The 14,316-nt window shown below is 64.9% G+C and carries 15 protein-coding genes; 2 read left to right on the top strand and 13 right to left on the bottom strand.

Translation table 11 applies throughout. The features are described 5' to 3' along the window. Window positions 1-4 precede the first annotated feature (4 nt). The 6 genes from EOA23_RS02645 to EOA23_RS02620 all read right to left on the bottom strand — a co-directional run bounded on the left by EOA23_RS02645 (window position 5) and on the right by EOA23_RS02620 (window position 6,409). Window positions 5-1,207 carry a PLP-dependent transferase gene (locus EOA23_RS02645; protein ID WP_127302809.1) on the bottom strand — a complete coding sequence of 401 codons (1,203 nt, stop codon included), beginning with the start codon at window positions 1,205-1,207 and terminating at the stop codon, window positions 5-7. After that, entirely contained in the window at window positions 1,204-1,935 is a 732-nt protein-coding gene (locus EOA23_RS02640) for a FadR/GntR family transcriptional regulator (protein ID WP_127302808.1), read from the bottom strand. The genes EOA23_RS02645 and EOA23_RS02640 overlap by 4 nt, the downstream gene beginning before the upstream one ends. Before the next feature lie 177 nt (window positions 1,936-2,112). Beyond that, window positions 2,113-2,877 (bottom strand): SDR family oxidoreductase, encoded by a 765-nt coding sequence (locus EOA23_RS02635; protein ID WP_127302830.1) that lies wholly within the window; start codon window positions 2,875-2,877, stop codon window positions 2,113-2,115. Next, window positions 2,874-3,824: an L-arabinose ABC transporter permease AraH gene (gene araH, locus EOA23_RS02630; protein WP_127302807.1), complete on the bottom strand. Its 951-nt coding sequence runs from the start codon at window positions 3,822-3,824 to the stop codon at window positions 2,874-2,876. The genes EOA23_RS02635 and araH overlap by 4 nt, the downstream gene beginning before the upstream one ends. A gap of 9 nt (window positions 3,825-3,833) precedes the next feature. Beyond that, complete coding sequence (gene araG / locus EOA23_RS02625) at window positions 3,834-5,345, bottom strand: L-arabinose ABC transporter ATP-binding protein AraG (RefSeq protein ID WP_127302806.1); 1,512 nt, start codon at window positions 5,343-5,345, stop codon at window positions 3,834-3,836. Window positions 5,346-5,416: 71 nt separating this feature from the next. Continuing rightward, entirely contained in the window at window positions 5,417-6,409 is a 993-nt protein-coding gene (locus tag EOA23_RS02620) for an arabinose ABC transporter substrate-binding protein (protein WP_127302805.1), read from the bottom strand. Between the two features lie 271 nt (window positions 6,410-6,680). Here EOA23_RS02620 and EOA23_RS02615 point away from each other — a divergent pair, with 271 nt between their 5' ends. Further along, entirely contained in the window at window positions 6,681-7,370 is a 690-nt protein-coding gene (locus EOA23_RS02615) for a FadR/GntR family transcriptional regulator (RefSeq protein WP_127302829.1), read from the top strand. A 7-nt stretch (window positions 7,371-7,377) separates the two neighbouring features. Beyond that, window positions 7,378-8,526, top strand: a complete 1,149-nt coding sequence (gene dgoD, locus EOA23_RS02610; RefSeq protein ID WP_127302804.1) for a galactonate dehydratase — start codon at window positions 7,378-7,380, stop codon at window positions 8,524-8,526. Between the two features lie 28 nt (window positions 8,527-8,554). Here dgoD and EOA23_RS02605 read toward each other — a convergent pair whose 3' ends face one another. From EOA23_RS02605 to EOA23_RS02575, 7 genes are all read right to left on the bottom strand, one after another. Next, window positions 8,555-9,214: a DUF2161 family putative PD-(D/E)XK-type phosphodiesterase gene (locus tag EOA23_RS02605; RefSeq protein ID WP_127302803.1), complete on the bottom strand. Its 660-nt coding sequence runs from the start codon at window positions 9,212-9,214 to the stop codon at window positions 8,555-8,557. Between the two features lie 66 nt (window positions 9,215-9,280). Then, window positions 9,281-10,558: an L-fuconate dehydratase gene (locus EOA23_RS02600; RefSeq protein ID WP_127302802.1), complete on the bottom strand. Its 1,278-nt coding sequence runs from the start codon at window positions 10,556-10,558 to the stop codon at window positions 9,281-9,283. Window positions 10,559-10,596: 38 nt separating this feature from the next. Further along, complete coding sequence (locus EOA23_RS02595) at window positions 10,597-11,328, bottom strand: SDR family oxidoreductase (protein ID WP_127302801.1); 732 nt, start codon at window positions 11,326-11,328, stop codon at window positions 10,597-10,599. Between the two features lie 16 nt (window positions 11,329-11,344). After that, window positions 11,345-11,791 (bottom strand): MaoC/PaaZ C-terminal domain-containing protein, encoded by a 447-nt coding sequence (locus tag EOA23_RS02590; RefSeq protein WP_127302800.1) that lies wholly within the window; start codon window positions 11,789-11,791, stop codon window positions 11,345-11,347. Window positions 11,792-11,799: 8 nt separating this feature from the next. Beyond that, entirely contained in the window at window positions 11,800-12,870 is a 1,071-nt protein-coding gene (locus tag EOA23_RS02585; protein WP_127302799.1) for a Gfo/Idh/MocA family oxidoreductase, read from the bottom strand. Then, entirely contained in the window at window positions 12,863-13,192 is a 330-nt protein-coding gene (locus EOA23_RS02580; RefSeq protein ID WP_127302798.1) for an L-rhamnose mutarotase, read from the bottom strand. Before EOA23_RS02580 ends, EOA23_RS02585 begins: the two co-directional genes overlap by 8 nt. Window positions 13,193-13,202: 10 nt before the next feature. After that, window positions 13,203-14,315, bottom strand: coding sequence for a mandelate racemase/muconate lactonizing enzyme family protein (locus EOA23_RS02575; protein WP_127302797.1), 1,113 nt, complete (start codon window positions 14,313-14,315; stop codon window positions 13,203-13,205). Between the last annotated feature and the right edge of the window lies 1 nt (window position 14,316).

The following is a 14,316-nucleotide window of genomic DNA, read 5'->3' as shown; positions in this document are numbered from 1 at the left end:
CTCGTTATTTTTTTGACTTGTCGAAGGCCTGGGTGATGTCAGCCCAGAGATCCTCGACATTTTCCAATCCGACATTGAAGCGGATGGTTCGGGGGCTGACGCCGAAGCGCGCCATCGAATTGATGCCCGGCGTCTGCTCGAGCGAGGCCATTGCCGGCACGACTAGGCTTTCATGGCCGCCCCAGCTGACGCCGATGCGGAAATATTTCAGCGCATCGACGAAGGCCGGGATGTCGACATCCTCGGTGACCTCGAACGAGAACAGCCCGGCATAGCCGGCTAAGGTCTTCTTGCCGGGATGGTTGGAATAGGCGGGGTGGTTGACCCGCTCGACCTTGCCATGCGCCTTCAGCCGCTCGGCGAGGATGAGCCCGCTCTTCATGTGGTGCGGCAGGCGAAGCGGCAGCGTGCGCAGGCCGCGCAGCAAGAGCCAGCCTTCGAAGGGCGACAGCTTGCCGCCAAGCTGCGAATAGGTCTGCTCGTTGATGTGCTTGATGTGGGCGGCCGAGCCCGCCACCACGCCGGCGACGGTGTCGCTGTGGCCGCCCAGATATTTCGAGGCCGAATGCAGCACCAGGTCGACGCCATGCGAGATCGGCTTCTGGAAGACGGGCGTCGCCCAGGAATTGTCTATCGTAGTGACAATGCCCTGCTCCTTCGCCAGCCGCGTCAGATGCTCAAGATCCTGCAGCTCGAACATCATCGAGGTCGGGCTTTCGAGATAGAGCAGCTTGGCGCCGGGAAGCGCGGCCGCAACCGCGTCGGGATCCGAGCCGTCGACATAGTCGACCTTGATATGGAGGCGCGGAAACAGGCGTTCGAACAGCCGGTAGGCATCGCCATAGCAGTTGCGCACGGCCACCATGCGCTCGCCGGCGCCGACGAAGGCGAGCACGGTGGCGCTGATGGCCGCCATACCGCTCGAGAAGCCGCGCGCGGCTTCCGCACCTTCCAAGGCCGCCACGCGCGCCTCGAACTCCATCACCGTCGGGTTGTCGCCGCGCGAATAGATCGGCTGCTTTCTCCTGCCGGCGAAGGTGTCGGCCATGTCGGCGTAATTGGCGAAGGTGAACAGCGACGTCTGGTAGATCGGCGGCACCACCGCGCCGCCGGGGAACGGATCGTCATGCGCCAGCAGCGTCGCCGCGTCGCCGAGATAGTCGCTGGCCAGGGAGGCCGGATCGAAGGTGTTGGGCTGCTCGTTCATCTGCGGTCCGAAAGTTTGAGGTTGGCGGCGCCGCGCTTCAGATCGTCCTCGACGGTGGCGATCAGCTTCAGCGCCTCGGCGCGAGCGCCGTCCGGATCATGCGCTGCGATGCGGTCGAAGATGGTGCGGTGATAGGGGAAGCTGGCGTGGCCGAAATCGCGCACGCCGAGCGGATGTTCCCAGAAGCGGTGGAACATCTCGTACATGGCGGCGATGATCTGCTCGAACAGCGGGTTGCCGGAGGCGCGGAAGACCGCCTGGTGGAATTCCCAATCCTCGTCCGAAGACATGCCGGCGCGGGTGCGGAAGGCCTCCTCCATGAGGTCGAGCTTGCGCTCGATCTCGGCGATCTCGGCCTTGCCGGCGCGAATGGCGCAAAGCGCCGCCGCCTCCGCCTCCAGCGCGCGGCGGATTTCCAGCGTCGCCATCAGGCCGGCGAAATCATTGCCGCCGGCCAATGTCAGCGGCATGTGCAGCATGTCGGGCGAGACGGCGGCCTTGAGATAGGTGCCCGAGCCCTGCCGCCGTTCGACAAGGCCGAGCCCCTCCCAGCGGGTCAGGGCCTCGCGCACCGTGTTGCGGCTGACCTTGAGGCGCTCGGCGAGGATGCGCTCCGTCGGCAGTTTTTCGCCCGGGCCAAGAGCCTCCTGCCGCACGAACCCCGCCAACGCTTTCAGCACCGCGTCATCGCGGGCCGTCGTCTGGATCGGGGGCAAAAGATCGGTCAAGCAGGCTGCGCCTAAAGTGGTTCAATGGTCCAACCAATTTCTGCACAGACCGGAAGGCGAGTCAACGGTCGAAATGAGCGAGAGCCGCTTGCACCGAGCGCAAGTGCTTGCCGGCCTGCCGACAGGGATTTTGCGAAGACATCATTTGCCATTTTATCCTCCGATCTATGGCTTGTGTCAGGGGTGGTGAAGCACGCTCAGGCCGCCATCCGCGACGAGGCAGGCGGCGTTGATGAAGGGGCATTCGTCGGAGACGAGGAAAACCGTCGCCATGGCGATTTCTTCGGGCGTCGCGATGCGCCCGCCTGGATGCAGCGCCAGCGTCTTGGCGCGCGCGGCCTCCGGATCGTCGAAACTGTTCCAGTAGTCGATGACCTTCTGCGTGGCGACATAACCGGGCGCCAGCGCGTTCACGCGAATATTGTTGCCGGCATATTCGATCGCCAGCGATTTGGTCAGGCCGAGCAGCGCATGCTTGGCGACGGGATAGGGAAAGGTGTGCGGGATGATGGTGAAGGCGTGGGTGGAGGCGATGTTGAGGATCACACCGCCACCCTGCCCGATCATCCCCGGCAGCGCCGCCTTGGCGCAGTGCCAGGCGCCCTTCACATTGACGTCGAGATTGCGCGTCCAGTCGTGCTCGGTGGCCTCGAGCGGCGTCGAGAAGACATTGACTCCGGCATTGTTGATGACGGCGTTGATCGGGCCGATGGCCTTTGCCGCCGCCTGCATTGCGGCGTCGATTGCCTGGGCGTCGGCGATGTCGGCAGCGACATGCGCGACCTTGCCCAAACGGCCGGCGCTTTCGGCAAGCAGCTCCGCGTCGCGGTCGACCAGGAACAGCTCGGCCTTCTCGCGCAGGCAGGCCTCGGCGATGGCATAGCCGATGCCTTGCGCGGCGCCGGTGAGGAAGATGCGTTTTCCGGAGAGCCGTCCCATCAGCGCCGCCCCAATGCGGAGGAGCGCAGATTGTCGAGCAGCACGGCCAGGAGCAGGATCACGCCCCTGACGATATATTGGTAGAAGGCCGGGATGTTGAGCAGGTTCATGGCGTTCTCGGCGATGCCCATGATCAGCACGCCGACGATGACGCCCGACATCGTCGCCCTGCCGCCGGCCAGCGAGACGCCGCCGAGCACGCAGGCCGAGATGACCGAAAGCTCCAGGCCCACCGCGGCGTTGGGCTGGCCGGAGGTGATGCGCGAGGCAAGCAGGATGCCGGCGATGCCGCAGACCACGCCCTGCAGCGTGAAGATCCAGATGCGCGTCCGGTCGACATTGACGCCGGCCAGCCGCGAGGCCTCCGGATTGCCGCCGATGGCCAGCGTGTTCTTGCCGAAGACCGTGCTGTTGAGCACGAAGCCGAAGATGGCGAAGAGCACCGCCAGCACCCAGATTGGCGTCGGGATGCCTAGCAGCTTCGACAGGGCAAGCTGATAGAAATCCGGGCTGTTGATGCCCACCGCTCTGCCGTCCGAGGAGATCAGCGCGAAGCCGCGCACGATCTGCATGGTGGCCAGAGTGGTGATCAGGGCGTTGATCCGGAACTTGGCGATGACGACGCCGTTGATCCAGCCGACGACGGCGCCGCAGGCGATGGCTGCGAGCAGGCCGAGCAGGATCGAGCCGGTTGCGTTCGAGGCCATCACCGCGACCATGCCGGCAAAGGCGACGATGGAGCCGACCGACAGGTCGAAGTCGCGCGCCGCGAGACAGAACATCATCGTGCAGGCGACGATGCCGACGGTGACCACGGACTGCAGCAGGCCCAGCATGTTGCGGTCGGTGAGGAAGTTCGGCACGAGCAGCGACACCAGCGCGAAAGCGACGATGAAGATGACGACGAGGCCTTGTTCGCCGAGCAGGATCTTCTTCAATCGATCGGTCATTACAAATCCTCAGGATGCGATCGCGTCGGGGGTTTTCTTGTCGGGGAGCGCGGCCGCCAGGATCGCCCTTTCGGCGAACTGGCCGCGCGCGAGCTCGGCGCTGATGCGCCCGCCGCACATCACCAGGATGCGATCGCAGATGCCCATCACCTCCGGCAGCTCGGAGGAGACGACGATGATCGCCATGCCGTCCTCGGCGAGCTGGTAGAGCAGCTCGTAGATTTCCGACTTGGCGCCGACATCGATGCCGCGCGTCGGCTCGTCGACGATCAAAACGCGTATGTCCTGCTCGGACAGCCAGCGGCCGAGGATGACCTTCTGCTGGTTGCCGCCGGAGAGGTTGACGATGTCCTGCTTGCGCGACGGCGTGCGCACCTTGAGCTTCTTGATGAAGGTTTCGGCGGTCTCGATCTCGCTGGCGCGGCTCAGCACGCCGAAGCGCGTGTGATGGCGCCTGGACGAGATGTTGATGTTCTCCTCGATCGAGCGGCCCTGGATGATGCCGTCATGCTTGCGGTCTTCCGAGCAGAGCACGATGCCGGCGCGGATCGCGTCATGCGGGCTGTCGGCGGCAATCGCTTTGCCGTCGACGGCGATCGTGCCGCCAGAGCGCGGGTCGGCGCCGAAGACCAGCCGCATAAGTTCCGAGCGTCCGGCGCCGATCAGGCCGAAGAAGCCGACGATCTCGCCGGCGCGGGCTTCGAAGCTTGCCGGCGTGCGCAGCCGGGCGCCGCTCAAGCCATCGACCTTGAGGCGAACCTCGCCGGCCTTGCGCGGGCGAAAACCCCAGATGTCGGAGATTTCGCGGCCGACCATCTCGGCCACGACCTGGTCGCGCGTCACACCTTTGAGCGATCGGTGATGCGCGGCAAGCTTGCCGTCGCGCAGCACCGTCAGGCTGTCGCAGAGCCGGAACACTTCGTCGAGGCGGTGCGAGACATAGATGATGACCTTGCCCTCGCCGCGCAGCCGGTCGATCAGCTTAAACAGGATCTCGCTTTCGCGCGAGGACAGCGACGAGGTCGGCTCGTCAAGCGCAATGACGCGGGCGTCGAGCATCACCGCCTTGGCGATCTCGACCATCTGGCGCTCGCCGATCGACAGCGTCTTGACCTTGCGGCGCATGTCGATGTCGATGCCGGCAGATTTCAGCTTGGCGCCGACATCGTCGAGCATGCGGCGGCGGGCGATCACGCCGGCGCTTGCTGGAAACCGACCGAGGCTGAGATTCTCGGCGACGGTCAGCTCCGGCACCAGCTGCAGTTCCTGGTGGATGACGATCACGCCGTTGTCGAAGGCGTTCCTGGTCGAAGCATAGGCCTGGACCTTGCCGTCGATGCGTACCTCCCCGGCATCGGCATGCTGGTCGCCGGACAGGATCTTGATAAGGGTCGATTTGCCGGCGCCGTTCTCGCCCATCAGCCCGTGCACGGCGCCCTTTTCGACGCCGAACGACACATCCGACAAGGCTCTGACGCCAGGATAGGTCTTGGTGATGTTGGAGAATTCGAGAAAGGACACGGGCCTCGATCCTTCTTGAGCATGCCAAACGGGCGGCGGCATCAAGCCCCCGCCCGTTTGTACAGGGAGGACTATTCGATGCCGAGGTCCTTGCGCACCTTCTGGTAGTCGTCGCGCTTGGCCAGCGCGCCGGCAGTCAGCGTCAGCTTAGCCGGCTCCTTGTTGTTGGCGATCCAGTCATACATGTCGAGCGCCGTCTCGTAGCCGTGGCGCTTGGGCGAGATGATCACCGTGCCGACGAAACCGGTGGCGGCGGGCTTCTTGAACTCGTTGATCGCCGATTCCGCGCCGCCGATGCCGACGCCGATCACGCCGTCGGCCGAAATGCCGACGCTTTCGGACGCGCGCACGGCGCCCAGCACCGCCTCGTCATTGAGGCCGAAGGCGATCCACTTCTTGATGCCGGCATGGGCGTTTAGCACAACCGTCGCGGCGTTGAGCGCGGCTTCGGTATCGGTCTTGGCCTGCGGCGCGTCGAAGATGTTTTCCGCCTTGAAGCCGGCTGCCTTCAGCACCGAGATCGCGCCCTCGACGCGGTCCACGGCGGTCGGCAGCTGGTCGTATGAAACGCGGATCGCGCCGACCTCGTCCATCTTCCAGCCGCGCGCCTTCATCTCGTCGACGATCGCCTGACCGACCGCCTCGCCGATCTTGGTGGCGGAGATGCCCATATGCGGCACGTCTTCCAGCGGCTTGCCGTCGGCGCCGACGAGACGGTCGTCCACCGTCATTAGCTTGAGATTGTTGGCGGCGGCCTTGGCGACGATGCCCGGGCCGAGCTTGACGTCCGGCGTGCAGACGACGAAGCCCTGCGCTCCTTGAGCTCCCAGATTGTCGATCGCCGACATCAGCTTCTCGCCGTCCTCGGCGCCGATCTTGACGAGGGTGAAACCCTTCTCCTTGGCAGCCTGGTCGGCGAATTTCCATTCGTCCTGGAACCAGGGCTCCTCGGGCTGTTTGACGATGAAGCCGATCTTGTTGTCCTGAGCGTAGGCCGACGCGATCGTGGTGACCGACAAGACGGCGAGAGCACCCGCGACGAGCGCGGTTTTCAAAAGTCGCATGATTACCTCCCAGCAAACGGCCGGGCGCTCAGCCCGGATTGATCGTGTGTAGTCAATTTTATCATACCCGTCAATTGATCTGGTATGATAAATGAGATAGATAGTCCGACAAGTGGTCGCTGGCGCAAATCACTCGCATCCGCTAAGGCCGGACCAATTGCGCGCAAACCGAAGGGTTCGCTGCCTTGGAGGAGGGGCTGAGGTGAACGAAACACCGAAGAAGGCTGACGAGGACAAGCAAGAGCGCGAGACGGCGCGTCGCCCGCGCGTCATGCCCGACGTGACCAAGGCGCTCGCCTCCGACATCTTCTCCGGCCGCTATCCGGCGGGGTCATCGCTGCCGACCGAGAATGAACTGGGCGTCGAATATGGCGTCAGCCGCACTGTGATCCGCGAGGCGCTAAAAGTGCTGGCGGCCAAAGGCCTGGTGCTGTCCCGGCCGCGCATCGGCACGGTGGTGTGCGACCAGGACAATTGGAACATCATCGATCCGCAGGTGCTGGCCTGGCATGTGCCGCATGCGTTGGACGACAAGCTGTTCGACGCGATCCTCGAGACCCGCCGCGCCATCGAGCCGCTGGTCGCGGAACTCGCGGCGACACGCGCGACGCTGCAGGAGATCGCCGACCTCGAAGCGGCCTGGCAAGGCATGGCCGGCGCCGGCGAGGATCTGACGCAATTCTCGCGCTCGGACATCGTCTTCCACCAGATCGTCTATGGCGCCAGCCACAACCCGATCTTCCGCCAGATCGGCAAGCTGATCGACACGGCTTTGCTGTTTTCGCTGGAAGCCACCGCGACGATCTCGCCGGTCCGGCGCAAGGAAGCGGCTGCGGCGCATGGCGAGGTCGTCGAGGCGCTGCGCATGCGCGACGCCGTCGCCGCGCGCAATGCGGCCAACAAGATACTCGATCTCGCCGCACGCGACCTTGTCAGCGCCAAGAAACTGAAGAACAACTGAGACCGGCATGAAGATCACCGCTCTGACCACCTATATCGTTCCGCCGCGCTGGCTGTTCCTCAAGGTGGAGACCGATGCCGGCATCAGCGGCTGGGGCGAGCCTGTGGTCGAAGGCAAGGCGCTGACGGTCGAAGCGGCGGTCAAGGAACTGGCCGACTATCTGATCGGCAAGGACCCGCGTCTGATCGAGGATCATTGGACCGTCATCCATCGCGGCGGCTTCTATCGCGGCGGGCCGATCCTGATGAGCGCCATCGCCGGCATCGACCAGGCGCTGTGGGACATCAAGGGCAAGGCGCTCGGTGTCCCGGTGCACGAGCTGCTCGGCGGCAAGCTGCGCGAGACGATCAAGGTCTATTCCTGGATCGGCGGCGACCGGCCGGCGGAAGTCGCCGCCGGCGCCAGGGACGTGGTGGCGCGCGGCTTCCAGGCGCTCAAGATGAACGGCACCGAGGAACTGCAGATCGTCGACAGCCACGACAGGATCGACGCCGCGGTCGAGCGCGTCGCCATGGTGCGCGAAGCCGTCGGCCCCAATATCGGCATTGCGGTCGATTTCCATGGCCGCGTGCACCGGCCGATGGCGCGCATCCTGGTCAAGGAACTGGAGCCCTACCGGCTGATGTTCATCGAGGAACCGGTGCTCAGCGAAAACCGCGAGGCGCTGAAGGAGATCGCCGCGCTCGGCTCGACGCCGATCGCGCTCGGCGAGCGGCTCTACAGCCGCTGGGACTTCAAGCCGGTGTTCGAGGAGGCTGTCGTCGACATCATCCAGCCGGATCTCTCCCATGCCGGCGGCATCACCGAATGCCGCAAGATCGCGGCAATGGCAGAAGCCTATGACGTGGCGGTCGCGCCGCATTGTCCGCTGGGGCCCATCGCGCTGGCCGCATGCCTGCAACTCGACGCCGTGAGCTACAATTGCTTCATCCAGGAGCAGAGCCTTGGCATCCACTACAATGCCGGCAACGACCTGCTCGACTATGCCGCCAACAAGGACGTGTTCCGCTACGAAGATGGTTATGTCGCGATCCCCGACGGACCCGGTTTGGGCGTCGAGATCGACGAGGATCATGTGAAGGAGCGTGCCAGGGAAGGGCATCGCTGGCGCAACCCGGTCTGGCGCCACAAGGACGGTTCGTTTGCCGAATGGTAAGCCGGCGAGTTTTTCGCCACGCGATGGTTTATAGGGCCACTGCCGCGGGTGCGATCGCCGCGAGGCCGGCTTCCGTCAGCGCGTAGATGCCGCGCTCGGCGCGGGCGAACCAGCCATAGTAATTGTGCTGCAGGATGCTCGCGGCGCGCGGCGAAAGCGTCTTCAGGTCGCGCGGCCGTTTCGGGCCGTCGGCCATCGCGGCGGCGCAGGCCAGCGCCTCCTGCCGGTAGGCGGTCATGATCGGCTTCTTGCGCGTGCTGCCGCCGACGGACGGATCGCCCTTGCGGCGGTGATGTTCCTCGACCAAGCGCGAGCGCCGGCGCGGGTCGCGTCGCGGCGGCAGGGCGGCGGGACTGAGCAGCAGCTCCACCTCGCCCTTCTTCCCGACGCCCAGCAGGCCGAAGCCGAGGCGGCGGCAAAGCGCGCGAAAGCGTCGGTCGTGCTCCCGGCCCTTGCCGCGCGCCGACATCAAGGCGGCGAGCCACACCTCGTCACAGGCCGCCGCGCGGTCGACGGCTTGCAGGACGAGCTCGAGGTTGAATTGCAGCTTGAGCTCGCAGATGACGACGACCGGCGGCTCGCCGGCGCGCACGCCGACCACGTCGCAGCCGCCGACCTCGCCCTTGACGGCGAAATCCATGCTCTCGAGAAACCGCTTCACCGGCTCATAGAGGGAGGTTTCCTGCATGCCACAGGCATAGCCGATTCGCGGCTGGTCGGCCCAGCGGCACCATCGCGATCACGGGCACCGATGTCAGGCGCGGTGCAGGTAATCCTCGATCGACTTCGCCTTCATCTCGATCGAGAAGCCGGGCGACTGGGGCGGCATATAGGCGGCATCGCGGATCACGCAGGGCTCGATGAAATGCTCGTGCAAATGATCGACATATTCGATGACGCGCCCGTCCTTGCTGCCTGACACGGCGACATAGTCGATCATCGACAGATGCTGGACATATTCGCACAAGCCGACGCCGCCGGCATGCGGCCAGACCGGCAGGCCGAACTTGGCGGCGATCAGCAGCACCGCCAGCACTTCGTTCAGCCCGCCCATGCGGCAGGAATCGATCTGCACCACATCGATCGCGCCGCCGGCGATGAACTGCTTGAACATGATGCGGTTCTGGCACATCTCGCCGGTCGCGACCTTGATCGGCGCGACAGCCTTGCGGATCTTGGCGTGGCCGGCGACATCGTCGGGACTGGTCGGCTCCTCGATGAAGAAGGGCTCGGCGAAGGCAAGGTCCTTCAGCCAATCGATCGCCTGGTCGACCTCCCAGACCTGGTTGGCGTCGATCATCAGATAGCGGTCCGGGCCGATGACCTCGCGGGCGATCCGCAAGCGGCGGATGTCGTCGGCGCGGTCGCGGCCGACCTTCAGCTTGATGTGGTTGAAGCCATCGTCGACCGCTTCCTGGCAGAGACGCCTGAGCTTGTCGTCGGGATAGCCGAGCCAGCCGGCCGAGGTGGTGTAGCAGGCATAGCCCTCGCGCTCGAGCGTGGCGATGCGCTCAGCCTTGCCGGCCTCGGCCTTCCTCAGGATTGCCAGTGCTTCAGCGGGCGTGATGGCGTCGGTGAGATAGCGGAAGTCGACGATGCGCAGGATTTCTTCCGGGCTCATCTCGGCGACGAGCCGCCAGACCGGCTTGCCGGCTTCCTTGGCCCAGAGATCCCACACCGCGTTGACCACCGCGCCGACTGCGAGATGCATGGCGCCCTTGTCCGGCCCGATCCAGCGCAACTGGCTGTCGCCGGTCACGTGATGCCAGAAACGGCCGGGGTCCTCTTTCACCCAGTCAAGATCGAGCCCGACGACGAGATGGCGCAGCGCCTCGATCGCCGCGCAGCAGATCTCGTTGCCGCGGCCGATGGTGAAGGTGAGGCCATGGCCCTTCAGCGACGGGACATCGGTGTCGAGGATGACATAGGCGGCCGAGTAGTCAGGATCCGGGTTCATCGCGTCGGAGCCATCGAGGCTTTGCGACGTCGGGAAGCGCAGGTCGAAGGTTCTGAGGTCCGTGATTTTCGTCATTGCTGCCTCGTGCTCGTCATTGGACCGCCGTAACGGCCTCAGATCGACCAGCCGCCGTCGATGTTGTAGGCCTGTCCCGTCGTATAAGTGGCGCCGGCGAGATAGACGGCTAGGTCGGCGATCTCTTCCGGCGTGCCGATCCTGCCCATCGGCTGGCGGGCGATGAAGGCCGCGCGCGCCGCTTCATAGTCGCCCTGCGCCTGCATGCGGCCCTGAAGCGAGGGGCTTTCGACCGTGCCTGGGCAGATGGCGTTGCAGCGTATGCCCTTGGCGACATAGTCGGCCGCGATCGACTTGGTGAGACCGATGACGGCCGCCTTGGTCACGCCATAGGCAAAACGGTTCGGCACGCCCTTCGGGGCGCCGGCGACCGAGGCCATGTTGATGATCGCGCCGTCGCCGCGCTCCAGCATGCCGGGCAGCACGGCGCGGATCGTGCGGATCATGGCGCGCACATTGAGGTTGAAGGCGAAGTCGAGGTCCTCGTCCTTCATCTCCAGGATCGAGCCGGCATGGACGAAGCCGGCGCAGTTGAACAGCACGTCGACGTGGCCGATCTCGGCAAAGGCGGCTTTCACCGCCTCGTCGTTCAGCACATCGAGCTTGCGCGTCGTGATGCCCGGCGACCTGGCGAGCTCGGCCAGGGCCGTCTCGTTGATGTCGGTGGCATGGACGATGGCGCCTGCCCTGGCGAAGGCCAGCGCGCTTGCCCGCCCGATGCCTTGCGCGGCCGCCGTGACGACCACGACCTTGCCTGTGATGTCAGTCATTCTTTATCTCCGTCCTTCAGCCGGGCCGTCGCTCGACGATGTAGATGTGGTCCGCGGCCAGCACGACCTCGTCGCGCTGGTTCAAAACCTCGACGCGTTCGATGACGCGTCCGGCGTTTGGCCGTTTCGGGTCGTCTTCCTTGGCCGCGATGGTGGTGCGCGTGCGGATCGTGTCGCCGACGAAGACCGGCTTGATGAAGCGCAGCCGGTCGTAGCCGTAGGAGAAGGCGACCGGGTTGATGACGCTCGCCGTCAGGCCGACGCCGACCGAGAAGACCAGCGTGCCATGCGCGATGCGCTGGCCGAAAGGCGTCGTCTTCATGAACTCGGCGTCCATGTGATGCGGGAAGAAATCGCCAGTGTGGCCGGCATGCACGACGAAGTCGGTCTCGGTGATGGTGCGGCCGCTGGTAACGCGCGACGAGCCGATCTCGTAATCCTCGAAATAGGTGGTCTGTTCCATGTCCGGCCTTACGGCTTCGCGGCCAGCGGCGTCGCCGGCGCGGCGCTCGATTTATAGGCGGCCTCGACCAGCGCCATGGTGTGCCAGGCATCCTCGACGGAGCTGACAAGCTCGGCGTCCTCGCCGGACGCGAAGCGCTGGACATTGGCCATGCGGCCGACAAAGGCATCGGGGAACCATTCGCCGGCAAGCGGAACGGTGACCCACTCCGACCCGCCTTTCGGATGGATTTCCAGAATGTCCGGCTCGCCGCGCGGATAGTCGAGGTTGAGGCCGAGCTTGACATAGGCCGCGCCCTCGGTGCCGCAGATGCGGAACTCGCAGGCCTGGTAGCGGCGGCCGAATTTGTGATCGTGGTTGATCGAGAGTGCACAGCGCACCGTGTCGCCATAGTCGAGGATGGCGCTGGTGCGGGTCTGCGCGACCTTGTGGTTGGGATGGCCAAGCGTCTTGGCGTGGACGCCCAGCGGATCGTCGAGAAGCTGGCGGATCAGGTCGAGATAATGGATCGAGTGCATGGCGATCTCGACGCGCGGCGCCTTGAGCAGGAACTCCCAGAGCTGCCACGGCGTGTCGAGCGCCAGCAGCGCATCGAAATCGACGACCTGGCCCAGCCATCCGCGGGCGATGGCGTCCTTCAGCGCCAGCATCATCGGCGCGAAGCGAAGCTGGAAGTTGACCGCGGCCCTGAGATTCTTGGCGCGGCAGATTTCGAGGATTTCGGTCGCCTCGCCGAGATAATTGCCCATCGGCTTCTGGATCAGCGCCACCGCGCCATCGGGCAGAGCCTTCAGCACCTCGGCATGCCTACCGGGCGGGGTCGCCAGATCGAAGATCGCGTCCTGCACCGCCGCCTCCTCGACCGAACGGAACGCCGTCACGCCCCATGTCTCGGCGAGCTTCTGCGCCTTCGCCTGGTCCGGATCGTAGAGGCCGGCAATCGGGAAGCCGCCCTTGCGATAGGCGGGAAAATGCGCATCGCCGACGATCGAGCCGGCGCCGAAGGTGACGATCGGGCGCGGCTTCGACGGCTTTGGCCAGGACTGGGCCAGCGCTGCCGGATCGAAGGCCTCAGTCATGATGGAAGACCTCGTCCATCGTCGCCCACCACTCGCATTCCTTGCGTGTTTCCAGCGGCTCCTGGCAAGGCATGCAGACCGACCACCATTCCTGTGTCTTCGGGTCGGCGGCCATCTTGGCCATGTCGGCGGCGTAGTCGGTGCCGTGATACTCGAAATAGGAGAACAGGAGGTTCTCCGGCCGCTTCAGGTAGATCGAGTAGTTCCTGATGTTGCAGGCCGAAATCATGGCGAGAACGTCCGGCCAGACGGCGGCGTGAAGGCGGACATACTCGTCGACCTTCTCCGGCTTCAGGCCCAACACCATTCCCATGCGCTGCATATCCGCCTCCCTATTTCACGATCGCCGTGGTGAATTCGGCGATGCTTCTTGCCTTGACCGCGTCCCAGTCCCAGTCGATGCCGATGCCGGGTTCGCTGGGCGCCAGCGCATGGCCATCCTCGATGCGCATCTTGGCGCCCGTCAACTCGTCGAGCTGCGGAATATACTCGACATATTTGCCGTTCTGGATGGCGCAGACCAGGCTGACATGCAACTCCATCAGGAAATGCGGGCAGACCGGCATGTCGAAGGCCTCCGCGGCATGGGCGACTTTCAGCCAGGGCGTGATGCCGCCGATGCGGCCGACATCGACCTGAATGATATTGGCGCCGCCTTTCTGCATGTACTCGCGGAAATGCCTGATCGAATAGAGCGACTCGCCGACGGCGATCGGCGTCGCCGTCGAATTCGACAGCCGCACATGGCCGTCTATGTCGTCGGCCGGCAGCGGCTCCTCGATCCAGGCGAGATCGAGGTCACGCAGCCGCTCGGCGCGGCGGATCGCCTCGTCGACGGAAAAACCCTGGTTGCAGTCGGTCATGATCTCGTAGCCGTCGCCGACCGCCTTGCGCACCGCCGACAGCCGCGAAAAATCCTCCGAGCCGTGCGGCTTGCCGATCTTGACCTTCGAGCCGGTAAAACCCTTGGCCTTCGCTTCCAGCGCGTCGTCGACCAAAGCCTGCGTCTCGATATGCAGCCAGCCGCCTTCCGTGGTGTAGAGCGGGCAGCGGTCCTTGGCGCCGCCGGCGAGCTTCCAGAGCGGCAGGTTCTGTTTTCTCGCGCGCAGATCCCAAAGTGCTGTGTCGATCACGGCAAGCGCGATCGCGGTGATGGCGCCGATGGTGGTGGCGTGGGTGGTGAATTCGAGATCGTGCCAGATCGCCTCGATCTGGTCGGCGTCGCGGCCGATCAGGCGCGGCGCGAGATGGTCGGCGAGAAGCCGCATCACCGACGAGCCGCCGGTGCCGATCGTGTAGCTGTAGCCGGTGCCGGTCGCGCCGTCGGAATCGGTGATGGTGACGATCGGCGTCTCCTGGCTGACGAAACTCTGGATGGCGTCCGTGCGCTTTACCTTCGGCACGAGGTCGACCATACGCAGTTCGATCTTCTCGATTTTCGCCATG

The organism is Mesorhizobium sp. M2A.F.Ca.ET.042.01.1.1 (assembly GCF_003997405.1).
GTDB lineage: Bacteria > Pseudomonadota > Alphaproteobacteria > Rhizobiales > Rhizobiaceae > Mesorhizobium.
The sequence above is the reverse complement of the archived record's forward strand: the minus strand, read 5'-3'. Positions and strand labels throughout refer to the sequence as shown.